We start from the raw sequence: 24996 nt of genomic DNA on the forward strand, positions 1-24996 counted from the left end.
ATAGCAAAGATTTTCTCATTTTTCAACAATTGTCAGAAAACTTTAATAAAACAAATTAGAGGAGTAACTCTTTCACCCGACCTATGTCTGTCTCTTTTACGACAAGGTAGATGCTATCTCCAAGATAGAGACGGGTGCTTCCATGCACTGTATTATTTTTGCCATTATGTTGGTGAGTTGTGATCAGGAGATCTCTCGGCAGGTCCAAATCTCGTACTTGGCGACCTGCTATTTTCTCTGATACAGGAATTTCGATTAAGGTTAAGACATCCGAACCACTGGTCACCTCAGGCATCAATTGTTCCAGCATAGCCTCATAGACAGGAGCTCCTTTTAGTAGATCCATGGTAATGTAGGCTGTCAAAGTCACCAAGCCAATCGGCATCAAGGTTCGAATATCTCCTACCATTTCGGTCACTAGAATCATAGCTGTCAAGGGCGCTTTTGAAATGGCACTGAAATAACCACTCATTCCTAAAATGACAAACAAGGGGAGTTGATTAGAATGTATGAGACCAAACTGCAATAACACCGCAGCAACCAAGGCTCCTAAGACTGAGCCAAGAGCTAGGATAGGAAGGAAGATGCCACCAGGAAGACCACTACCGTAACTGATCATACTCCAGATAAATCGCACACCAAAATAAAAGATGAGCGTTTGGATACTAAGTGGGACATGGGCTAAATCCAAAACCAACTGATTGCCGCCACCAAGTAAGTGAGGGAAATAATAACCAATCGGTATGATCAAAAGAAAGGCAAAGAGTGGGTAATAGGGTGCCGCCACCTTGAAACAGCTACCAAGCTTTTGATAAACACGACCAATATTTAAAACAGCAACTTCATAGAAATAACCAGTTCCGCCAAGAAAAATTCCCATCACTAGAAAAATCCAATAGCTGGATAAATCGATATGGGGGATGTGGTCTGGCATGTTTAAAACAGGTGTTTGACCGAAAATATTGAGGGAGACGAAGTTTGCGACCAAACTCGCAGCCAAGGTCGATACCCAGAAGACCCGAGAAAAGTGATGGTAGACTTCTTCTACTACAAAGAGAAGGCCCGCAATCGGCGCATTGAAGGCCGCTGCCAAACCTGCCGCAGCACCGCTGGCAATCAAGGCTCTTTCTTCAACGGGACTTAGTGCAAGTTTCTTAGCTAGCCCTTTTCCTCCCATGGCACCAAGTTGGATACTGGGTCCTTCACGTCCCAACATTAAGCCACTTGCAATTGAAAGTATTCCTAAAATGTATTTCTGCCAAAGCGTAGCCCACCAGTCTATCTGGAGTAAACCCTTTAATTCTGCTTCCACTTGGGGAATACCGGAGCCCTTTACGTTTTGGTTCTTTTTGATCAGTTGGCTAGCTAGCAGAATAATAAAAAGATACATAGAGAGGAGAATGACCCAATTGACCGGACTTCTTCCTAGATTCCTATACAGCCCCTGCACAAAATGAAAGAAATGCTCAATAAAAAAGCGAAAACTCGAGACGATGGCACCAACTACGAGTCCCACTAAAACACCTCTACTAACCTGAGATAAAATAGATCTTGAGGTCGATTGAAATTCTTTTTGGATTTGCTGACTTTGTTTCATATATTCTCTTAAACTCCAAGATTTGTTGCCTTTATTATACTACTTTTTCACAGCTCTTGAGTATGGGTAATCAAAAAAACGCCCTAATGAGCGTTTTTTAAACTTCATTATTTAGCAGTAAGTGCTGCCATTGTGATGTAGTTGTATGGTTTGTTGAAGTGTGGCAAGAAGAACAAGTCAGTCAAAGCCAATTTTTCAATTGTAACATGCTCTTGGATTGCCAATGAGAACATGTGGATACCCATTGAAATTGCAGCATCGCGTGATACCATTTGAGCACCAAGGATTTCACGGCTATCTTGATCGTAGACGATCTTGATGGCAACTTCATGGTTGTCATGTTTGATAAATTCTGGTTTTTGAAGATCGTTAAAGCCAGTTTCAACAGCGTTATAGCCTGCTGCTTTTGCTTTTTCAAGAGTCAAACCAGTTGAAACCATGTGAAGTCCATAGATAGAGATACCGTTAGATCCTTGCACACCGATTCCTTCAAGCTCATGTCCGCAAGCGTTATAAGCACCTACGATACCAGTACGTACAGCGTTTGATGCAAGTGCGATGTAGCTAGTGTCTTTACGAGCGTTGTCATATACAGTTGCACAGTCACCCACAGCGTATACACCTGGGATTGATGTTTCTTGCTTCTTGTCTACAAGGAAGGCACCGTTGCGGAAGAGTTCGATCTTACCATCAGCAAGCGCTGTGTTTGGACGGAAACCAACAGCAAGAATAACCATATCCACGTCGAATGTTTCTTTGTCAGTTACCAAACGCTCTACTTTACCGTCACCTTGGATAGCTTTAACAGTTTGACCAAGTGCCAAACGGATGTTGTGGTCTTCCAAGTTTTTAGCCATCATTTGTGTGAAGTCTTTGTCATAGTATCCGTTCAATACTGTGTCAACGATATCAACAAGGACCACTTCTTTTCCAAGGCGTTCGAATGCTTCAGCAAGCTCAACACCGATGTAACCACCACCAACAACAGCGATACGCTCAAGGTGTTTGCTCTTATCTTCAAGTTTGTTAATCACTTCTTCAGCGTTTTGGTACAATTTAACGAATTGCACATTTTCAAGAGTCGCTTTGAATTCACGGTTCCCTTTAACAATTTCAACACCTTCGATTGGTGGCAAGATTGGAGTTGAACCAGTTGCGAAGATCAATTTTTCATATGATTCTTTGTGCTCTTTTCCGTCAACTTCAGCAGTTACAACTTTGTTGTCGTAGTCGATCGAAAGAACTGGTGAGTTCATGTAAACTTTAGCGCCTTTTGCTTCTAATTTTTCTTTATCAGAATAGAACAAGCCTTCAGGGCCGTCAATTTGTTCACCAATCCAAAGAGCCATTCCGCATCCAAGGAATGAGATATTTGAGTTTTGGTCAAAAACAACGATTTCATTTTCGTTTCCAAAATTATCCAACATTGTGTTGATACATGCAGTTCCAGCGTGGTTAGCACCCACAACTACGATTTTACTCATAGAAATAATCCTACCTTTAATTTAATTTACCTTATAATTATAACATGAAAATGATATCGTTTCCAATTTTTTTGCTTACAATTTGTGATAGTATTTTCAAATCAATCTGCATAAGTCCTGAAAAATGTCAATAAATTTGCTTGGAGGGATTGTGAAATGGCTTTCTTTTTGATAAACTTAAAGTAGGTGAATATTGGAAAGGTGGTTTACTATTTGTGGAACTAACTAGTCGATCCGAACGCCTAATGGGCTCCACCATAACCGTTTCGATTTCTCATCAACAAGCTGACCAAATACTGGCCGATTGCTTTAGTCTTCTGCGATCCTATGAGCATCGCTTTAGTGCCAATGACCCTTCTTCTGAATTGATGGAGGTCAATCAAAAGGCTGGCATTGAACCTGTGGAGGTTCATCCTGATCTTTTTTCACTGATTGCTCTAGGAACCAGACATAGTCAGGCCCAAGGAAGTCATTTAAATATCGCTATTGGTGCACTTGTCCAAACTTGGAGAATTGGTTTTTCTGATGCTAGGAATCCTGACAAAGGGGAAATTGAACAAATCCTGAAAATCATAGATCCTCATCAGATTTATTTAGATCCAAATCATCAAACTGTCTTTCTCAAAAGAAAAGGGATGAAAATTGATCTAGGCGCTTTAGCTAAGGGGTTTAGTGCTGATTTATTAGCTAACTATCTCAGAAGTCAGGGGATCGAACAGGCTTTAATTGATTTGGGAGGGAATATCCTTACCCTTGGTCAAAATCCTATTAGTCAACGCCCTTGGCGAATCGGGATTCAAAATCCTCAGCTTCCAAGAGGGGAACATTTACTAGTTCTATCTGTAACTGATAAGTCTGTCGTGACATCAGGGACCTATGTTCGTCACCTCGAGGTTGACGGCCAGTCCTTCCATCATATTTTTGATCCTCTAACTGGCTATCCTGTTGAAACGGAACTGGCAAGTCTCACGATTATTTCTGATCGATCAGTCGATGGGGAGATTTGGACTACGCGCTTGTTCGGTGAAGAACCGAGCGACATTTTAAAGATGGTTGAAACCTTACCTGGCATTGATGCTATTTTAGTTTATCAGTCAGGTCGCCTGGCCTATACTAGTGGGCTTCATGATTATTTGTAATTTTATTTTCAGAAAGGAATTTCCATGACAAAACTTATTGCGATCGTTGGAACAAACTCCAAACGTTCAACAAACCGCCAACTGCTTCAATACATGCAAAAGCATTTTGCTGACAAAGCAGAGATTGAGTTAGTTGAGATTAAAGATATCCCTGTCTTCAACAAGCCAGCTAACAAACAAGTCCCTGAGACTATTTTAGAGATTGCTGCGAAAATCGAGGAAGCTGATGGTGTCATCATTGGCACACCAGAATACGACCACTCCATCCCTGCCGTCTTGATGAGTGCACTTGCTTGGCTATCTTATGGCATCTACCCACTCTTAAGCAAACCAGTGATGATCACAGGTGCTTCTTATGGTACACTTGGTTCATCTCGTGCTCAATTGCAACTTCGTCAAATCTTGAACTCACCAGAAATCAAAGCAACTGTCCTTCCAGACGAATTCTTGCTTTCTCACTCTCTTCAAGCATTTGATCAAAATGGTGACTTGGTAGATCTTGACGTCATCAAGAAACTCGACGCCATCTTTGATGATTTCCGTATCTTTGTTAAAGTTACTGAAAAATTGCGCAACGCTCAAGAATTACTTCGTAAAGATGCCGAAGACTTCGACTGGGAAAACTTGTAAGATAGGAGACATACTAGCATGAAATTTGTAGGACTTGTAGGATCGAACTATGACCAATCATATAACCGAAAACTTTTGGAATTCATCCGTCGTCATTTTAAGATTAAATTTGAATTAGAAGTTCTTGAAATCGACGAAGTTCCAATGTTCAACCAGGATGAAAAATGGGACGAAAGCTTCCAATTGCGTCTCCTCAACAATAAAATTACCCGTGCCGATGGTGTGATTATCGCAACTCCTGAACACAACCACACCATTTCAGCAGGACTAAAATCTGTTTTAGAATGGCTTTCCTATGAAGTACATCCATTTGAAAGCAAACCTGTTATGATCGTGGGTGCTTCTTACTACGACCAAGGTACTTCTCGTGCCCAAGTTCACCTTCGTAAGATTCTGGATGCTCCAGGTGTCAATGCCTATACACTTCCAGGGAACGAATTCCTTCTCGGAAAAGCGAAAGAAGCTTTTGACGCAGATGGCAACATCATCAACGAAGGAACTGTAAAATTCCTTGAAACTTGTTTAGATAACTTTGTGAAATACGTAGGAGTCGTTTCTAAATTGAAAAAACCAAAACCAATTGAACCAGAAGATTTGGATTGCGGAAAACCAATCGCTACTACTATTACTGAGGTTGATCCGGATGATCCAGATTGGGTAGAAAAAGTTGCAGAAATTACAGGGGCTGTATCTGGTGATACTTATGTCAAATTGGACCACGGTATCCTGACAGTTAACCAAATTGATATGTTCTTGAAAGCTATGCCTTTTGAATTGACATATGCGGATGACAACAACCAGTTCCTTTACTACAACAATGCCCACCAAGACCCAGATACCATGTTTGCAAAACGCGTGCCACCTCAATCTGGTAGCCGGATGTCAACTGTTCACGGTTCACTTCCACCAGCACGTATGAAAAACGTTGAATGGGTCATCGGTACTCTTCGCAATGGAAACCAAGAATATGTTCGTACCATTGTTCCAGGATCTCCTGAAGGCGTAATCAATACTCACAACTACCAAGCAATGTACTATCCAGATGGTTCTTATGCTGGTATCAATGAGATCGTCTTTAACTTCCAACCATGGTTGGACTGGTATCTTCAAACAACCGGTCAACGCCTTGTAGGTGGTAGCGGACCATTTGCTCCTGCTGCTGGTCATGGGGATGCTGATGCAACTTCAGGTGCTTCAGATGCTAGAGGACACGGTGACGGAGCTGCCGATGCTACATCTGGTGCAAGTAACTAATAAAAAGAGGCTAGGACAAAAGTCCTAGCCTCTCAATTGTCTTTGGATTATCGAGCAAGACACAGTAGTTGAGTGGGCTCTACTACGCTGATTTTATCAGCTTTTACAGCCCTACTCAACTGTGCGGAGGTGGGACGACGAAATCGAATTCTAACCAATTACCGATTTCTGTCCCACTCTCTTTTTTATTTCAACTCTTTGATAATCTTCTTGGCATCTTCGTTTGAAATTGCCCCTAATTGAACATGTCCAATCTTTCCTTGGCTATCGATAAAGACTTCCGTAGGGATTGAACGAACTTGATAATTCATAAAGGCAGATCCGTCTGGATTGTACAAAACAGGCACTGATTGATAATCTTGTTGGGCAAACCATTTAACGAACTCTTCTTCTGTTTTTTCACCTTGCATTCCTGGTGCCATAACGGTAAGAATCTCAAAGTCCCGGTCCTTCTCTTCAACTAATTTATTGAGTTCAGGCATGCTTTGGCGACAAGGACCACACCAAGTCGCCCAGAATTTCAAGTAAACCTTTTTACCTCTGTAGTCTGAAAGTTTAACTGTGTTCCCCTTCATATCCTTTAGCTCGAAGTCACTCGCTTCTTTTCCTACTAAAGGATGTTTACTAGCGGTTGTATTGGTCATTGATTGATTATCCATGGATTGATTGTTCATGCCACTTTCGGACTGATTCATAGAGCAAGCAGTCAGGATGGATAGAGAAAGAAGCGAAAAACAGGCGTATTTAATAACTTTCATAATTAGTAAACCTCCATTTGATTTATGAAAAGATAGCAGACAAGCTATTCAATTGTCCCAAAAGTAACAAAATCCCCATAATAATGATGATCAAGCCACCAATCTTCTTTAGTAACAAGAGATGGGGTTTTAGACGATTAAAGTATGGGAGAACGATCCCAGATGCTAGAGCTAGAAGTAAGAATGGAATAGCCATCCCTAATGTATAAATGAAAAGGTAAACGGCTCCCATAAGGGCATCTTGGCCATTGGATGCTGCTAAGGCAAGTACAGAGCCAAGAACAGGACCAATACATGGCGTCCATCCAAAGCTAAAACCAAGTCCAAGGAGAAAAGCTGAAAATAATTCATTCTTGTGCTTGTTTGCCCCGAAATCCATTGTCTTCTGTTTCTCTAGGAAATTAAAATGAAAGACTTCCATCTGATGAAGACCAAGGATAATGATCAACGCTCCCATCAGGTAACGGAACCAGTTGGTGTACATGATCTGACCAAGCAAACCTGCCCCAAAACCAATGAGGAGGAAAATAACAGAAATCCCTGCGATAAAACACAAGGTCTTTACAATCCCATGCCAGCGAATCTTTTTCCCAAAAATCTGAACGGATTTTTCCTGATCGCTTCCTAGCAAGACGCCGATATACACCGGAAGCAATGGAAAGACACAGGGAGAGAAAAAGGAGAGAATGCCTGCCAGAAAGACAGTGAAGGAGAAAACGATTTGATTCATAAAATACTCCGTATATTGATATGCTACAACTAGTATATCACTCCAGCTCCTAAATTAAAAATTTCTGCTACGCTTTGATTTCTAAAGGATCATTTAGAAACTAGTTTCATAACCAAACAAAAACTCCAAAGCATATCACTTTGGAGTTCAATTGACGACCTATTCTTCTTCTGCACTTTGTTTATTTGGCAAGAAAAGAGAGAGGATAATCCCGACTACTGCTGGGAGTAACCATGGGAGGGACTGGGCAGCAAATGGCAAAGTTTTAATGATGTTTGCCAGTCCTGTAAGTTTGAAGGTACTTGCAAGAACATCTGCAATCGCAACCAAGCTAACTAAGAACATAGTCAGCTGCATTCCTGGTTTTGATAGTTGAGTAAATTTATTTACAATCACAATCAACACAATAGTAATGGTGATTGGATAGAGGATCATCAAAACAGGCAATGAATAGGCAATAATGGCACTCAAACCAAGATTGGCAATGGAGAATCCAATCAAGGTAAAGAGAGTTGCATAGACCTTGTAAGAAATTTTAGGGAAGGTTTTATGGAAGAATTCCCCTGTCGATACGATCAAACCTGCTGTTGTTGTGAAACAAGTCACCGTCACCATACCTGCAAGAAAGATTTGAGCAACTGGGCCAAAGATAGCCTTGGTAGCTTCTGAGAGGACATAAACACCCTTATTGGCATCGGAAGCCATCACTTCTGCTGGAATTGGGAAGTGATTTCCAAGATAACCCAATCCAATATACAAAATACTAAAGCCGATGGCTACAACGATGCCAACAATCCAGATTGTTTTAATGTATTCTTTCTTGCTGGTGAAACCAAGGTGATTAAGAGTAGTCACTGCGATGACGCTAAAGGCTACTGAAGCAAGAGCATCCAAGGTGTTATACCCTTCAAGGAAACCTTGACCAAAGGCAGATACTTGGTAGGCTTCTGTTGCCACTTGAGGCGCGTGTCCGCTGTACTTGAGAGCACCAAGGACAACGAGGACAACGATCAAGATAGCAAAGACAGGTGTTAAAATCCGACCAATACTATCTAGGATTTTAGAAGGATACAAGGCAATCAAATAGGCTAAACAAAAATAAACTAAAGTAAACATAAAGAGACTCAGTCTACCACTTGATTGTCCTAACAATGGAGCAATACCAACCTCGTAGGAAACAGTAGCTGTTCTTGGAATGGCAAAGAAGGGACCAATAGACAGATACAAGGCTACCAGATAAACGATGGCAAACCAAGGAGCAATTTTTCGTGAAATCTCATGAATATACCCTTTAGGATTGAGTGTCCCAATGATCAAGGTAATAATCGCAATCCCTACTCCTGATAAGACAAATCCAGCAATAGCTGGCCAAAAATGGCTACCCGACTGGGCACCTAGCGCAGGTGGAAAGATCAAATTCCCTGCACCGAAGAAAATACCAAATAACAGCAAACCTGTTAAGGAACCTTTTCGTAACATGTGTTCTCCTTTACATTTTTCAATCTTTTCTAGTATAACAGCTTTCTTCCACCACGGCAATTCTTTTTTCCTGGATTTATGGATTGCAACATGTAACTTATGGGTTAAGCTATATTATTATGAAATATCAGGGTACAAATTTATATACTTATTTACTTCTTCATCCATTGATTAAAAAAAGCTCCTCTGCTAAGTAACAGAGAAGCACTTTTTTAGTCTTCACTAAAGCGACGATACTCAATACGGAAATCAAAGTAATTCTCTGCTTGCAGTTTATGGAAGATGTCCCGATAAGCCTCTTCATTAAATTGATCGCCTCGATAAAGAATCTCAAAACTCAGATCATCGTATTCTAAAAAGGCATTAGCTGTTTTGAAGCCGTTCCGCAAATAGAAGTCCATCCGAGCTCGTCGTTGTTCTAGATTATCACATTCTTCATCCAATCGCTCAACTTCTAACAACATGGTTCGTTGGTAAAATTCGACTAATTTTTCAATAATTTCTTGCCCATAGCCGTGACTCCGCAAGTGAGGCATAATGGCAAAGAAGCTGACGTAAAAAGCTTTCTGATTATAGATAGAGAAAGCAAAACCGACAAATTCTTCTTCGTTATAAAAAGCAAAGAAATTGGCATCGTCATTATCCGTATAGCGTAAGTATTCTGATAAAGGAATTCGTTCCTCTTCAGGGAAAGCTTCGATATTTAACCTCTCGACCTTATCCAGGTCTGGGAACGTTTCAGTGATTAATTGGCTAGTTAAGCGCATAAAGCCTCCATTTCTGCTTCGATTATAGCAAATAAAATAACCCCTTTCAAGAAATCCGACTTTTAACAAAAGCAAGTGATTTGCCTAACAAAAAAAGAGCAACTGCTCTTTTTTTACGTTTTTATTGAGCTTCTTCTTTTTTGGAGAATTGGCTCATGTACAAGTCGTAATAGAATCCTTTTGCATCCAAAAGAGACTCATGATTTCCTTGCTCTATGATTTGCCCCTCTTTAAGGACTAAAATCTTGTCTGCTTCTTGAATCGTAGACAAGCGGTGAGCAATGACAAAGCTCGTCCGCCCCTTCATCAAGTTCTTCATAGCCTTTTGAATCAAGAGTTCCAGACGCGTATCCACTGAAGAAGTTGCCTCATCTAAAATCAATATCTTTGGATCAGCTAGAAGGGCACGCGCAATGGTCAACAATTGTTTTTGCCCCAAAGAAATATTACTAGACTCCTGGTTCATCTCCATGTTGTAGCCACCCGGAAGGGTCCGGATAAAGTGGTCCACATTGGCAGCCTTGGCAGCAGCGACAATCTCTTCATCTGTTGCTTCCAAGTTCCCAAAGCGCAGATTCTCTTTAATGGTCCCTTCATAGAGCCAAGCATCCTGGAGAACCATCCCAAACTGCTTACGGTAGTCTTGGCGAGATAGGTCACGAATATCATGACCATCCACTGTGATAGCCCCCTTAGTCACGTCGTAGAAACGCATGAGGAGGTTGATGAGGGTTGTTTTCCCTGCTCCTGTCGGTCCGACAATAGCCACCATCTCCCCAGGATTAACCTCTAGGTTAAAATCACGGATCAGCGGTTTGTCTTCCACATATTGGAAGTCCACATGATTAAAGCTAACCTGTCCTGTCAATTCCCTATCCAGAGATTCATTTTTACCGAGCACTTCATCTGGTTCATCAAGGACTTGGAAGACCCGGTCTAGTGAAGATTTGGCACTTTGCAAGGTGCCAGCTAACTGGCTCAAATTTTGAATAGGTTGATTGATCTGCCAGACATATTGGACAAAAGCCTGCATATTCCCAACTGTAAGACGACCGGCAAGAACTTGAATAGCTCCGATAACTGCGACCAAAAGATAGGTCAAATCAGAGATCGCATTAAGAACTGGCATCATCAGTCCAGAAATAAAATTCGCTTTAAATCCAACTTGTTGGAGACGACGAGTAATGTCACGGAATTCTTCTTGCGATGATTCTTCACGTACATAGAGTTTTAAGACGTTAAAGCCACTCAAGTTTTCCTGAACAAAACCATTTAGAGCCCCAAGAACATCAGCCTGCTCTTTAAAATAAGGCTGGGATTTCTTCATAATAAACTGGGCACCGAAGAAGGTAATCGGAATAGAAGCAATCACGATTAAGCCCAAAGTGAGGTTGAGATAAAGCACCATAGCAATGACCAAGCTTAAGGTGAAAATCGCATTCACAATTTGAAGGAAGGACTGTTGCAAGGCATTGGAAACCGTTTCGACATCGCTGGTAAAGCGACCGAGAAGATCTCCAAATTGGTGCTGATCAAAGTAAGAAACGGGGATACGATTAATTTTTTCGGATAAGTCATTACGCATATCCTCAATCATGCTTTGAACAGCATTGGTCATGAAGTAATTCGAATAATATGAACCGAGTTCATACAAGACTCCACGGAAGAGATAGACAACCATGACCCAGCCGACATAGCCAGCATTAATCTGAGATCCTGCTACTCCTCTAGCCATATCTGTCAGGTTAGCAGTTAATTCAGTAATGGCGAGTCCTAGAATATAGGGTTCGATGACACTCATGACCACACTCAGAATTTTTAGAAGAGTAGCGAAAATAACGGCAAAGCGATAAGCTTTTAAGTAGCCCCAAAGGCGTACAAAACTGGAACGTTTTTCTTTCATTTTCTCCTCCCTCCTATTCTTCTGTCAATGATTGGTTATTCAACTGAGAGCGAGCAATTTCACTGTAGATTTCATTGGTTTCCAGAAGCTCTTCATGGGTTCCACGACCAACGATTTCTCCATGATCCAAGACAATGATTTGATCCGCATCCATAATGGTCCCAACCCGCTGGGCTACGATTAAGACGGTCGCATCTCCAGTTACTTCTTTTAGACGTTTTCTCAGCGTGGCATCTGTCTTATAATCAAGAGCCGAGAAGGAATCATCAAAGATATAGATATCCGGCTCCTTAACTACTGCACGAGCAATCGATAATCGCTGCTTCTGACCTCCAGAAAGGTTGCTACCACCTTCTGCTAAATGAGTGTCAAACTGCTCTTCCTTACTCTCGATAAATTCCTTGGCTTGGGCTACATCTGCTGCCTTATCTAGTTCTTCTATACTCGCATCTTCCTTGCCATAACGAAGGTTTTCAGCGATGGTCCCTGTAAAGAGCAGGGCCTTCTGCGGGATAAATCCAATCTTATGGCGCAAGGCTTTAACGTTAAAATCACGAACATCCACGCCATCGACCAAGATTTTCCCTAAGGTGACATCATAGAATCGAGGAATGAGCTGAACGAGAGAGGATTTCCCAGAACCTGTCGATCCGATAAAGGCGATGGTTTCACCCGGTTTAGCCTTAAAGGAAATATTGTGAAGGACTGGATTCTCTGTCTCACCAGGATAGGCAAAAGTGACATTATCAAACTCCAGATAACCCTTGGTTTCTGTCTCAGTTACCCCATTTTCATTTGGATCAATGGAAATGGGCATGTCCATAATCTCTTTCAAACGATGACTGGAGACAGCTGTCCGTGGGTACATGGTAAAGAGATTGGCTAGGAAAAGGAATGAAAGCAAGGCATGGAAACTGTATTCGATAAAGGCGACAAGATTCCCAATTTCTAAGCTCCCATCCCCTAGAGGATCCAAGGCAAACCACACAATAGCTACAATCATCGCAATGATGATTTGAACAAAGAGTGGCTCCGTCAAACCGGTCAGTTTAAAAAGTTTATTAGAGTTGTCCGCATAGACTGCATTGGCTTGGCCAAACTTTTCCTCTTGGAATTCCTCACGTGCAAAAGCACGAATGACACGAAGCCCTGTAAGATTCTCTCGTGCATATTGATTGAGCTTATCTAGGGTTTCCTGCTGCTTCTCTGACAAAGGCTTGGTCTTAACAGCTACATACCAAACCACCACGGCCAAAAAAGGCATCGAAATCGCCACAATCCAGGCAAGAGATGGACTCGTTTGTAAAATCAACAGAATACTTGACAGCATCATGATGGGGGTAATGACCCCAAGTTTTAACATCTGGTCAGAAAACTGCATCAGGACAAAAGCATCAGATGTCATCCGCGTCACTAAAGAAGAAACGCCAATCTTTTCATATTCATGGTGAGAATATTCCTGAAGCTTCTCATAAAGATCATTCCGCATATCCATAACCATGGTTGTAGTAATTTTCCCAACCGCATAGGCCAGAACGATTCGACCAAGAATTCCGACGATGATCACACCAAACATAACCCAGGCCCAGAAATAAACACGCTCTATATCTCTCGGATTGATTCCCTCATCAATCATACGGGCCAAAACAGTTGGCAAACCGAGATTAACAATCACAAAAAAGATGGCTGCTGTAAAATTCAAACACAACCATTTTGGATATTTTCTCAAATAGGACCAAATATATCCCATACCTTTCTCCTCCCTATACAATAAAAAAGCACCCTCAAGTACTTTTTAAATGATTCTAGAAAGCTTACACGCTTTCTTCACTGTAACCTCATTATATCAGAACCCTAGGTGGCTAGCAAGGAAAAGAGTTGATGAAAACCATAAATAAAAATAGAGGATAGCCTCAGCCATCCCCTCTAGATACGATTATTTTTGACGTTTGAATTTTGCATCTTTGAAGAAAGCAAAAACTTCATAATCACTAGATTCTGCTTTTGATACATCCAAAGTTAAAACATCACCATCAATCTTATACTTGACTTTATCTTTACCACCTTCTGCTGATTCAAGAGTTTTAGCATTTTGATCAGCTTTCAGGTCAATTGTTTTCTTTTTGCTTTCACCAAGAGCTTTCATTTCGATAATCATCTTAGCTTTTGTATCTTTAATTTCAATTGTCATTGTCAAATCAAATTGATCAATCACCTGCTCAAGTTGTTCCTCACTAGCCCCTTGCTTTTTAAGGATGCTTTTAATTTGATCCTTCTCAGCTTTATAGACATATTTCCCATTATCGCTAGTTGTAGAACCACAAGCTACAAGGAAAATCGCACCAACTGCCAACAAAGCAGCAAAGACAAGACGTTTAAAGTATTTAATCAGAAATCTCCTTTTTTGTTGATAAGGACTATTCTATCAAAAAAATGGAAGTCTAACAATATAATAAATTAGTACATTTATTATATGACATAGTCACTAAATTAATGTTCACAATCTTAACAAATTACTTTATTTGAATACTAGATTTGATAAAAGTCCTCACTAGTTTTCTCTATCTAAACATTCTTCAAGATAATCTATTATACTTGAATAGATTTTTTTACATCTACCATATTGCCACTCATAGACAGAACCTTTTGTATCAACTAAGACGAGAACTCCATCAAATCCTAAATCTTCAAGAATAAACATATTCACTGGAAAATCAGAATAGGTTTCTCGAGCCTCAAGAGTTGATTTTACAACATTTAAATAATCCGGCCCATTTAAGCCCTGCCATTCAACCCCATAGAAAGTCACAAGTCCAAACTCTTTTAAATATTCAATATAGTTAGTTGGAAATTCTAATGATAGCTTATTTTGAGCTTCCACTATTTGTTCATTACTTGCGCCTTTTGTAGAAACTAGATCTGAGATTTTTTTCAATTCATTTGATAAATTTTTCATTATAGCTCTTCCCCTCTCATTCTCCAATACTCTGCTTTTTCTTTTCTGAATTCTCCTCTGTCAATTTGAGACGATTGAGGTGGTACTTCATGAAGATTACTATAGTTACTCTTGTGTTCATTGAAAGTTAATTCTGCCAATGGAGAGTCCTGTCTTTGACCGATATGATGTAATTCGACTGGTTTACCGTCTGCTAGGGGAGCCTTACCATCAAGCATCCTTTCCTTGTTCGTTTTTCCTAATTCATCCTTTGCGTTATAATCAATATCTGTCCTTTGGAAACAAGGCCTGCCATTTACATCCTTTTCAACTAAATTTAAATCTTTATAAACCGCTGCCTCCTCTTTCCATCTCATGTTATCTACAATATTTTTTGACCAACCCGTCTCGGATCTCAACTCCTGCTTATCGCACTGTCCCAGTGAAGTTTTTTCATAATGCGAAATATCATTTAATTTTGCACTGGCTTCATTATTCACTTCTAATCTTTGTTTAGGATTGAAGGAAGAAGAGCTAACATCCTTCTTAGGAACTGTTTCCTTCAAATCTGAAAGGCTCATTTTTTCGATACTCACAATAAACCTCCTTGTTGTCTCCATTCTTCGAGACTTGCATTATTTTTCAATTCATTTACGTACAACTGAGTTAAAATGGCTTGTATGATATTTAATCTCACTTGTTGTGTTACCGGTCCTTCCACTACTTTATTGAACTCATTCACTATATCTAATGTAATAGACTTTTTATCACTATTCTTCATTTCTGCATCCCGTGCTTTATTTAAAAGACTTGGATAAAAGTTTGAGATAATTGGTGCAATTCTTACCATGTCCACTTCATAAACTTGCTGACGAATAATATTCAACACCTGATAAATAGTTTTCCCACTAATAGGAGCTTTAAATAAATCCTGCTCCATCGCTTCTAGGTCTATCTGTTCAATTGTTTCATTTCCAGTTAAGAATTTACTGATCGTCAAATAAAGTTCAGGAGCTGAACTTGATTCTATTTCCAATTCCTCTCTATACTGGTAAGCCTCTCCTCCATCGTCAAACTTATCAACCTTACACAAGACTGGTTGAATCCATTCGTTTTGGTAAACAGCTGCCACACCTTTTGGTAATCTTGCCAATTCAAGGATTTGATCATCGTTTAGATTAGCAGATTTGCCGACTAACTCTCTATCAGACCAATCAGGAAGTCGCATGATAATCTTTGTATTAGTATTTCGTATAACAGATAAATCCAAGAGCCCCGGCGCTTGGTCAGCAATGATAAAACCTTCTCCATACGTCCGCATTTCAGCAATCGAATTGGCTAGCATTTCAACACTTTTTCCGATAAGATTGCTCGATTCTGAGACTTGCTCTGTAGAAGTTCTCTTTAGTAAATTATGCGCTTCTTCTAACACAGTTAAATGGCGCAAGCTTGAATTCATATCTGCTTGAGACATTCTATATTCTTGTAATTTCAAGACAAGAATCCCCATGATCAATGACTTGGTCTCACTAGAACCGACCCGACTAAGATCAACGATGACATTAGAATCGAATAATTGCTGATTGGACAACTCCTCTTGTGAGAAAATTAAGCCATTAATTCCATTCGTAAGTGATTCAATGCGTGTAAGCAAGGAACCTTTATATGCTCCTTTGTTTTCATTATCATACTCACTAGAATCAATAATCTCTTTAATATTCTCAGCAACATCTGCAAAGGTTGGGTAGATGCCACCAAACTCATTTACGGACTTTATCAAGTCCCATCCACAGTCTATGTATGATTTTTCAACTGCTTTCTTTAACACGGCAGGCATAGCAGCATACATAGGCCAGCAAACATTGAAGATTTCAATTAAGCGATCTAAGTGTTCGAGGATATGTGTTTCTTTTGTGAAGCTAAACGGATTCAATTTTAATAAAGGGGTTAATTGAGGATTGGTTCCATATACACAAACGTCCTCTTCCTGACCAAAGATATGTTTGTATTCTCCTTTGGCCGGCTCTACTACAAGAAACTTGATGTGATTTTCTTTGGCTTCAGCTAAGAGTTGATAAATGGTGTTACTTTTACCAGAACCCGTACTTCCTGTTATAAAAACATGTGAGCTCAAGGAGTTTTGAGATAACTCAACTGCTACTGTTTCCTCACGATTCATATGGAAGATATTGCCTAATCGTATTTTTTCTTCCTCTTTCTCTTCCAAATCATAGGAAACAATATTTCTACCAAATTCTGTACACTCAAGTATTGGTAAACCTGGTATGGATTTCTGAGGAAAGTTCAATGAATAGGCTAGCTCTTGGCCAGATAATGGAACCGTCGGCGTGATGACAGAAGGATATACATAAAATGTTGCATCTTTTTCTAGGAGATTCGGGTTGAGTCCAAAAATTGGATGACGCAAATCCCTAATGTAGTTCACAATTTCTTCTGTATCTCCACTTTTTTCTCCCATATCTCCCCGCCAAAGATTAACAGAGGACTTACTCATGTAAGATTCTTCACCTTGTGTCAGTGCTAGATAGGTATGGGCCACATTGTTAGCAATATTCTGATCTTCACTAAGAACATAGGCTGCAAAATCCCACATTCCCAACGCAGTCCCTTTTTCAAAGCGTTTCATTTGTTCATCTAAAACTGTTAAGGCATGTTGGATATTGTGGTTCATAAAGAACTGAGTAATGCCTTCATTTTTACCAACTGACGCTGTAACATTAGACGCACGCGCAAAATTCGCTCCAATATTGGTACCTAAATTAATCCCTTTAGTTGCACCCACCGTTTTTCCTAAAGTTTCAGAAATAGCCTTACTAGCTGTTTTGGTCAGGGCTTTCCCGACAGTCTTGGTGATGGTTTTTCCAACTGTATCTGAGACGGAAGTACCACTTATAATGGAATCAGTCTTGTTAATATTACCTCCAATACTAGCAATTGGGGTAGTCAGACCTCCATTAACCGCTTCCGAATTAGTTCGTGATTTTCCTTTATTAATTCCACTAGTATGGCTCGTATTGGTTCCATCTGATTCGCCAGTTGAATCCATTGTAGAATCTCCAGAAGTTTCGGTTTGTCCGGAATTTTGATTTGTAGCTTGGTTTTGGCCTTGTTGGATACCTGCGCTAGCGCCGATATTAACGCCAAATGTCGCCATAGAGGTTGTCGCATCTGATTCTGTAAAGGTATAGTTCGTTTGCCATTTTTTAAAAGGGGCTAGAGCCGAATACAGTTCGGATAAGCGTAGTTTGTGATTTTCAATGTTTTGAATAGGATTAGCCAAAAGGATCAAGGTATAGTCTTGACTAGGATTCTCTGGCACAATACCATCGATTAGTTTCTCAATCGTTTGGCTGATAAACTTCTCTGACTTAGTTGTCGGAAGATTGGAAACTGTAGCTACAGAATATGGTTTTTGATGATTCAAACAAGGAATACGACCTCGTCCAACTTCCTCGTTGACAGTTGATCCGGGGAAATTTCCTTTTATTGCTTCAAGGAGACGTCTTCTATAATTGTCTATATTGACGTTATCGTTAGCATTTTCAGTATTTACGACTGCAAGATAGACTTTGGTATTGGTACTTGTACGATGGAATACCAAGGCAATATTACAGCGCTCATTAGAAAGCACTTCGTAGACATTGACCAATTTTTCTAGAGAGTTTTCTTTCTTATCCGTCACCCACTTCGTAATATTGAAGTAACGAATGTTATATGACGGGTGAAATTCATCCTCGTATTCAGCATTACTTTCAAGAGGTACATAGAGCTCTTTTATTTGATCTAGGTAAGAATTGAAAACTTCTACACCACATGATGCCAATAATCTATTGGTCAATTCTTCATCACTAACATTTGGTTGATCAGCAAGGTACCTTTCCTTTTGCTTTTCAACAGCTTCTAATTGTTCAGGACTTAGAGCAGAAAGTTTAGCTACCTTGTCCGCTACTTTTGCTCCCGCTTTGTTAATTAAATTTTTTATCCCCATAACTTTTCCCTCAAATTAATACTCCACTTATTTCCATGAGATCATCCGTTTGATTTGAGTGACGTATGCTTTAATTTGCTTTTGCTGAATCTCCAAACTGTAAATCTCTCTGCATATCTTTTCTATTTTCCGGTCCAATTCTTTTAATTCCGGACTAAATTCAATAATATTACTTTTAATTAAGCTTCCTAAATCCTGCGTCCAGTTATAAAATTTTAATTCATGTTCCGAACGAATGCTATCGCTAAATTCTGTCAATTTTGCTTTAAATTCCTTGTTATATGTATTTGTTAAACCAGAAATATTAATTTTATTTGACTTCAGTTTGAAATCACCTATTCTAAATATATAGCTTAGTTCATCTCGATTGAATTTTCCTAAGTCAAATCGATCAAAATTAATATCTTCATAAGAAATAATCATATCTGAAATTTCTTTTCTTTTTTCTGGTTCAAGTTCTAAATCTCCAGCAATTACTTTTTCCAATTCTGTACGAACATCACTAGTAGCATTTATCCAAAACTCTTTAGAAAACTGATTAAAACTTTCTTTGGCTTTAATCAACCGATCACTAAATTGTTTTTTAACATCATCTAGAACTTCTACAGAAGCCTTCTCCTCGATCTTTCTGCGTCTATCTTCAGATGATTTAAACTGTTGAACTGCACCATCAATCTGTCCCTTTAATTTACGGAACAAATTAGTTTCGTCATGCCCGTCTTCTACTACTATTTCAGGATACTCCTGAGAATACTTTTCATAATAATTAGAATAATGCGATTCAACGTTTTCTTTTTTCAATATCTGGGTCAAACTCTGGATGAAGCTTACCATTTCTTGAGGATACTTAGTTGTATGTTCTCCTCTTTCTTTAGACATTCTATCATCAATAGTAGCTAACGTGCTGGCTTTTTTATCATCTAGTTTGTTTTGTAACTCCAGTTTTCTTCCGATCAAATCCTCGTTTTTATCATCAATTTCTTTATCCGTAATGATAATCAATCGATTTAAAGTCTCTCTGGCTTGTTGACACTTATCATAATGTGAGTATTTAATAACGAAGTTCTTAATCGCATCTTCTATGGTTAACAAGCCACTATTTGCATAAATGCAATTTTGATTTGATTCAGCTGATTTTACCATAGTCTGTTTCATCTGAGGAGGTACGATATTGAAATCAAACAGCCTCTTATAATAGTCATTGCTCGAATCAGAGTATTTAACTTTATATGTATCGAATAATTCCGAATAGAATTCCCCTCGTAGTTCTCCATTTAATTTCGATCCCAAACCAAGAATAGAAGAAACATAGAAGATACCTTGTGCATATAGTTCTCTCGGAATCGTCTGATTCATAATCTTTTGTCTGAATGATTCCTTTTGGAATTTTCTTAAATTAATATCAGCACTTTCTGCCTTATTCACTACAATCATAGTAAAGCGACTATCTAAACCAGAAACTTTCTTTAATTTATCTTTTAGATTATCATTATCTGTACTGTCCATCGAACTGCTATCTGTTACAAAAATTGGAAGTCCATTTGACATTCCTTTCATAGATTTGTCTAAAACATCTGAATGCTGAAGGTTTGTAGAAGAGTTAGATCCAGGGGTATCAAAGATAGCTATTTGATAATTAACTTCATCAAGTGTACTTCTTCCAAAAGGAATTTCAATTTCAATTAAGTCTCCTAATTCACTATCAGAATAGTCATTTACCTCTTCTAATATAAGATGGACTTTTTCAATGATGGAAGATGCCTTTTCTTCCTGGATAGCAAGATTAATAGAATCAATCAGTTCGTCTTCAGATTCTAATCCATCAAATACTAACTTATCAGCACGGACCAAGATTTTGACTTCTTCATCCTTAAACGTAAATCGAACACTAGCTCTATCTTTTTGATTAGTAGAGGATAGTTTATAAACTTTCGCTGTTACAGGCGTTTCAGCGCTAGGCAGTAACTCACAACCAATTAAAGAATTAATAAACGTTGATTTACCGGCACTATAAGTCCCTAAAACACAAATTGGAACGATATCGTTTGAAGCATCCGAGAAGCGTTTAAGCTGCTGTTGAATCTCACCACTCTCGTCTTCGATGTTCTTTGTGATGAGAGGATCTAATTTTTTAAAAATTTTATTGATTTCAGGTAAGACATCACGAGCATTTTCCAAGTAACTTTCTGACTTTTCGAGTTCAATACTCTCAAATTCTGTATCTAAAAGTAGATTCTCCAATTCTTGAAATTCATCATCACTACCCGAAAAACTAATGAGCAAGGGTTCATCAGATACTGAATATTCATCGATGATCTGATGAACAATTTCAAACACTTTAAACGGAAAAAAACCAGACTGAAAATCGTTACTGATCAGTTTACTATTTGAATTGCTTTCTTGATCAATCGTTACCCAAGAATTTAATTGGTTATTCCAACGCTCAAATAATACCTTCTTTTCATAAGGATTACTAATGATTTTAACTTTATTCATCAAATTAACTCCTAAGACTTTTCCTATATAAACAAATTATATCATAACATAATAAAAATTGTGAATCAATTACCAAAAATAAATTACTAAGAATAACCAGACTCAGTTTGTCTTATGAAAAATAATTAATATCCAAAAAAGATTCTTCAAACACAAAAAAACCGAGGTCTAAACCTCGGTTTTCATTTTGATTGGAAACTCTATTATTTAAGAGTAACTGAAGCTCCAGCTTCTTCCAATTTAGCTTTGATTTCTTCAGCTTCAGCTGTAGCAACACCTTCTTTAACAAGTGCAGGTGCTCCATCAACAAGTTCTTTAGCTTCTTTAAGTCCAAGACCTGTGATTTCACGTACAACTTTGATAACGCCGACTTTCTTGTCGCCTGCAGATGTCAATTCAACGTCGAATGAATCTTTAGCAGCACCAGCGTCAGCAGCACCGACTGCAGCAACTGCTACAGGAGCAGCCGCAGTTACACCAAATTCTTCTTCGATAGCTTTTACAAGGTCGTTCAATTCAAGGATTGAAGCTTCTTTAATTTCAGCAATAATGTTTTCAATGTTCAATGCCATTGTTATATCCTCCAAATAAGTTTTAAATTTTTTATTTATATTTTTTTGTAGCTAGGCTACGCTGCGTAGCTTAAGATTAAGCTGCGTCTTCTTTGTTGTCTGCAACCGCTTTGACTGCAAGAGCAACGTTGCGCACTGGCGCTTGAAGTACAGAAAGGAGCATAGAAAGAAGTCCTTCGCGGTTTGGAAGAGTTGCAAGAGCAAGAATCTCTTCTTTAGATGCGACAGCGCCTTCGATTGCACCACCCTTGATTTCAAGTGCGTCAGCAGTTTTAGAAAAGTCGTTCAAGATTTTCGCTGGTGCGATAACATCTTCATTAGAAAATGCTACAGCAGATGGTCCAACAAAAACTGATGCCAATTCTTCAAGACCAGCTTTTTCAGCTGCACGACGTAAGATTGAGTTTTTAATAACTTTGTACTCAACTTCGCTTCCACGAAGCTCACGACGAAGAACTGTATCTTGGTCAACTGTTAAACCACGAGCGTCTACAACGACGATTGATGCAGCAGCTTTCATTTTCTCAGCTACTACGTCAACTAGTTCCGCTTTTTTAGCAATAATTGCTTCACTCATTAGTGTGTTCACCTCCGTAATTATTTTGCTTGGGGAATTTTTCCAAAAGAAAAACGCGCCCAAACCTAGACACGAAAGTACAATACGCTTCTTTTTACATGATACGTTTTGTCCTCGGTAGGATATTTATGAGTCTAGCTCCCCTACTGTCTTAGGCAGTTTTTTCAAACCGTTATTTAGTGTATCACATAAAAAAAAAGAATGCAAGTATTTTTGCAAACTTTTTTTAAAAAATATTTAATCTTTATAAATAGTCTTTGTACGATTGAGCCATGCATAGGCCAAGCCCATGATCACTCCTCCTCCTACCCAGTTACCTACAAAAGTGACAGTGTAATGACGAAGGACATTGAAGAACTCTAAATGAGGCAAATCTTTAGAAATAGAATTAAACGTAGCTAGTGAGAAGGAAGCAAAGTTTGCAGCAATGTGTTCATTTGTAAGAAATACAAACATATAAATAGCTGACAAAGCCATCAAAACTTTCGCTGTTTCATCTTTAAAGAAAAGGTAGGACAAGATTGCTATGTTAACGAAGATGTTGGCAATAACTCCTTCGAAGAAGACCAATTGATTCGAACGTTGGAGCTTCATCTCTACAACCGAGCCAAGGAAGCCTTTTGGATTTAGGTTTGCAAATGCACTAGTCTGTCCAAAGAGGAAAGCTAGGAACAAAGCACCGACTAGGTTAAAGAATGTACAATAGAGTAAAATTTCTAAAGCTTTTTTCCAATTAATCTTCTTTAAATAAACACCAGCTGTAAGGTACATCATATTGGAAGTCGTTAACTCACTATTTAAGAATAGTAAATAAACCAATCCCCACGCAAAAATAAACGGGAATAAGAAACGACCAGAACCTGGCAAGAAGGTGTTGAGAAGGTCTGCCCCCACAATCCCTACTGCAGTACTCATTGTCAAAAACGCACCCGCAAACATAGATCGAACCGCATAACGAGCTTTAGAAGCTGTATACAATTCTTCCTTCTTCTGACATGCTGCTTCTACCTTAAGAACAAAATTTGATTCTCCCATCTGAATCTCCTTATATATTGGATTTGTGAACTTCTTCATTATATCATAGAATGGAATTCCTGAAAAGGCTTTCAGAAAATTTAAATAAAAATACTGGGTTCCACAACAAATATAAATAAAACGATTTAAAACGATGAAATAAAAAAACAGACTATGATAGTCTGTTTATAATTCAATTTAATTCATATATTATAAGAAACGATTCGCCCAAGCGATATCCAAGTTCAAGATTTCTTGGGTCGTATATTGTTGGCGATAAGGGTTGTAAACAGTACCTTCATAGCCACCATACACACTAGGTGAATCATACTGAGTAAGGTTGTAAGTTTCAATGATATGGTTCAATTTTGCATAGTAACTAGTGTCAGTAGCATAGACACCGGTTAAAGCAGCTGTTGCATCCTGATAGCTTGTTGTATTGCTCTTCCAAGCTCCTGCAAAATGACCTTGTTTCAAAACCGCAACGTAGTCTTGCAATGATTCATAGTAGCTAGGGTATGAACGGAAAGCATCATTGATTGTATAGGCATTTCCAGCACCGTCATCTTCCCAAGTTTGCATCACTGCAGATTGACCAGCATAGCTCCCTTTAATACCAAAAAGGTTATAGTGTGGATAAGATGACAAACCAGATTGACCAGCTCCACTTTCTAAGATAGCTTGAGCAATCATAACTGATGCATACAGATCATTTTCTTGACCAAGCTGACGAGCAGATTCACCGATTTGTGAGATGAAAGCTTCTGTTGGATCTGCGTATTGAGAATAAGCCTCATCGTTAGCACCAACGTTTCCTACATGCTCGCTCATTGCTGCCGCTACTGTTCCTGCAGCAACCAGAGCCACTAAGGATCCAATCAATTTCGATTTATTTAGTATTTTTTTCAATGTGATAATCTCCTAATGTCTTAATGAAAACTCTTTAAGATGATTATAGCACAGAAAAACCTTAAAATGTTGAGTTGAATATTACATTTTAATTACAATATCGATATAAATCAAACAAAAAAATAACATCTTAGTGACAATACGATTTATTCCGAAAAACTAAAATCAAAAATTGCATTCCAAGCTTCTTCTACTCCCGTTTTATTAACGGATGAGAAGATGATAAAAGTATCTGTTTTATCAAAATCCAACTTCTTCTTGATCATGGATTCATGCTTGTTCCATTTTCCTCTTGGTATTTTGTCAGCTTTCGTGGCAACTAAGATAACAGGAATCTCGTAGTATTTTAAAAATTGGTACATTTGGACATCATCAGCTGAGGGTTCATGACGAAGATCGACTAGGCTGACAACTGCTCTTAGATTATCTCTGGTTGTCAGATACTCCTCGATCATCTTGCCCCATTTCTCACGCTCTTTTTTAGAGACACGAGCATATCCATAGCCAGGTACATCGACAAAACGAAGTTTGTCATCGATATTAAAGAAGTTTAATAACTGTGTTTTCCCTGGTTTTCCAGATGTGCGGGCCAAATTCTTACGATTTAGCATGGTATTAATAAAAGAAGACTTGCCGACATTTGATCGACCGGCAAGTGCAACTTCTGGGATATCATCTTGAGGATAATGACTTTTATTGGTAGCGCTCAACAAGATATCTGCATTATGAGTATTTACTTTCAT

At 38.9% G+C, this 24996-nt stretch carries 21 protein-coding genes and 1 other annotated feature; of the genes, 3 read left to right on the forward strand and 18 right to left on the reverse strand.

Annotated elements, in window-relative coordinates; genetic code table 11:
• Positions 1–55 precede the first annotated feature (55 nt).
• Together FJR71_RS02590 and nox are read right to left on the reverse strand one after the other, a co-directional pair.
• Positions 56–1597 carry a ClC family H(+)/Cl(-) exchange transporter gene (locus FJR71_RS02590; RefSeq protein WP_140814013.1) on the reverse strand — a complete coding sequence of 514 codons (1542 nt, stop codon included), beginning with the start codon at positions 1595–1597 and terminating at the stop codon, positions 56–58.
• Between the two features lie 107 nt (positions 1598–1704).
• Complete coding sequence (nox, locus tag FJR71_RS02595) at positions 1705–3081, reverse strand: H2O-forming NADH oxidase (RefSeq protein ID WP_140814014.1); 1377 nt, start codon at positions 3079–3081, stop codon at positions 1705–1707.
• Positions 3082–3296: 215 nt separating this feature from the next.
• Here nox and FJR71_RS02600 point away from each other — a divergent pair, with 215 nt between their 5' ends.
• The 3 genes from FJR71_RS02600 to FJR71_RS02610 are packed head-to-tail and all read left to right on the forward strand — an operon-like array spanning position 3297 to position 6104.
• Positions 3297–4220 carry an FAD:protein FMN transferase gene (locus tag FJR71_RS02600; protein WP_140814015.1) on the forward strand — a complete coding sequence of 308 codons (924 nt, stop codon included), beginning with the start codon at positions 3297–3299 and terminating at the stop codon, positions 4218–4220.
• Between the two features lie 24 nt (positions 4221–4244).
• Complete coding sequence (locus FJR71_RS02605) at positions 4245–4850, forward strand: NADPH-dependent FMN reductase (RefSeq protein ID WP_048788871.1); 606 nt, start codon at positions 4245–4247, stop codon at positions 4848–4850.
• 18 nt (positions 4851–4868) lie between these two features.
• Complete coding sequence (locus FJR71_RS02610) at positions 4869–6104, forward strand: NAD(P)H-dependent oxidoreductase (RefSeq protein WP_140814016.1); 1236 nt, start codon at positions 4869–4871, stop codon at positions 6102–6104.
• Between the two features lie 185 nt (positions 6105–6289).
• Here FJR71_RS02610 and FJR71_RS02620 read toward each other — a convergent pair whose 3' ends face one another.
• The 16 genes from FJR71_RS02620 to yihA all read right to left on the reverse strand — a co-directional run bounded on the left by FJR71_RS02620 (position 6290) and on the right by yihA (position 24996).
• On the reverse strand, positions 6290–6862 hold the full coding sequence (locus tag FJR71_RS02620; protein WP_140814017.1) for a TlpA family protein disulfide reductase: 573 nt from the start codon (positions 6860–6862) through the stop codon (positions 6290–6292).
• 22 nt (positions 6863–6884) lie between these two features.
• A complete protein-coding gene (ccdA2, locus tag FJR71_RS02625; protein ID WP_006596323.1) occupies positions 6885–7592 on the reverse strand; it encodes a thiol-disulfide oxidoreductase-associated membrane protein CcdA2 in 708 nt (235 codons plus the stop codon).
• Between the two features lie 159 nt (positions 7593–7751).
• Complete coding sequence (brnQ, locus tag FJR71_RS02630; protein ID WP_140814018.1) at positions 7752–9071, reverse strand: branched-chain amino acid transport system II carrier protein; 1320 nt, start codon at positions 9069–9071, stop codon at positions 7752–7754.
• A gap of 212 nt (positions 9072–9283) precedes the next feature.
• Entirely contained in the window at positions 9284–9838 is a 555-nt protein-coding gene (locus FJR71_RS02635; protein ID WP_140814019.1) for a GNAT family N-acetyltransferase, read from the reverse strand.
• Positions 9839–9959: 121 nt separating this feature from the next.
• Entirely contained in the window at positions 9960–11741 is a 1782-nt protein-coding gene (locus FJR71_RS02640; protein ID WP_140814020.1) for an ABC transporter ATP-binding protein, read from the reverse strand.
• Between the two features lie 13 nt (positions 11742–11754).
• Positions 11755–13491, reverse strand: a complete 1737-nt coding sequence (locus FJR71_RS02645) for an ABC transporter ATP-binding protein (RefSeq protein ID WP_140814021.1) — start codon at positions 13489–13491, stop codon at positions 11755–11757.
• A gap of 186 nt (positions 13492–13677) precedes the next feature.
• Positions 13678–14094, reverse strand: coding sequence for a hypothetical protein (locus tag FJR71_RS02650; protein ID WP_246040087.1), 417 nt, complete (start codon positions 14092–14094; stop codon positions 13678–13680).
• A gap of 198 nt (positions 14095–14292) precedes the next feature.
• Positions 14293–14697, reverse strand: coding sequence for an SMI1/KNR4 family protein (locus FJR71_RS02655; RefSeq protein WP_140814022.1), 405 nt, complete (start codon positions 14695–14697; stop codon positions 14293–14295).
• Entirely contained in the window at positions 14697–15272 is a 576-nt protein-coding gene (locus FJR71_RS02660) for an HNH/ENDO VII family nuclease (protein WP_246040088.1), read from the reverse strand. Before FJR71_RS02660 ends, FJR71_RS02655 begins: the two co-directional genes overlap by 1 nt.
• Positions 15269–18685 (reverse strand): ATP-binding protein, encoded by a 3417-nt coding sequence (locus FJR71_RS02665; protein WP_140814024.1) that lies wholly within the window; start codon positions 18683–18685, stop codon positions 15269–15271. Before FJR71_RS02665 ends, FJR71_RS02660 begins: the two co-directional genes overlap by 4 nt.
• A gap of 27 nt (positions 18686–18712) precedes the next feature.
• Positions 18713–21181: a dynamin family protein gene (locus tag FJR71_RS02670; RefSeq protein ID WP_140814025.1), complete on the reverse strand. Its 2469-nt coding sequence runs from the start codon at positions 21179–21181 to the stop codon at positions 18713–18715.
• A gap of 203 nt (positions 21182–21384) precedes the next feature.
• The gene (gene rplL / locus FJR71_RS02675; RefSeq protein WP_049541306.1) at positions 21385–21753 is read right to left on the reverse strand and encodes a 50S ribosomal protein L7/L12; all 369 of its coding nucleotides are present in this window, start codon (positions 21751–21753) and stop codon (positions 21385–21387) included.
• A 76-nt stretch (positions 21754–21829) separates the two neighbouring features.
• Entirely contained in the window at positions 21830–22330 is a 501-nt protein-coding gene (gene rplJ / locus FJR71_RS02680) for a 50S ribosomal protein L10 (RefSeq protein WP_006596316.1), read from the reverse strand.
• Between the two features lie 38 nt (positions 22331–22368).
• Positions 22369–22504, reverse strand: a sequence feature (ribosomal protein L10 leader region).
• Positions 22505–22567: 63 nt separating this feature from the next.
• Positions 22568–23365: a formate/nitrite transporter family protein gene (locus FJR71_RS02690; RefSeq protein WP_140814026.1), complete on the reverse strand. Its 798-nt coding sequence runs from the start codon at positions 23363–23365 to the stop codon at positions 22568–22570.
• Positions 23366–23554: 189 nt separating this feature from the next.
• Positions 23555–24253, reverse strand: a complete 699-nt coding sequence (locus tag FJR71_RS02695) for a glucosaminidase domain-containing protein (RefSeq protein ID WP_140814027.1) — start codon at positions 24251–24253, stop codon at positions 23555–23557.
• A 146-nt stretch (positions 24254–24399) separates the two neighbouring features.
• Entirely contained in the window at positions 24400–24996 is a 597-nt protein-coding gene (gene yihA / locus FJR71_RS02700; RefSeq protein WP_140814028.1) for a ribosome biogenesis GTP-binding protein YihA/YsxC, read from the reverse strand.

Origin of the sequence: Streptococcus xiaochunlingii, assembly GCF_006385805.1 — a bacterium.
GTDB classification, from domain to species: Bacteria; Bacillota; Bacilli; order Lactobacillales; family Streptococcaceae; genus Streptococcus; species Streptococcus xiaochunlingii.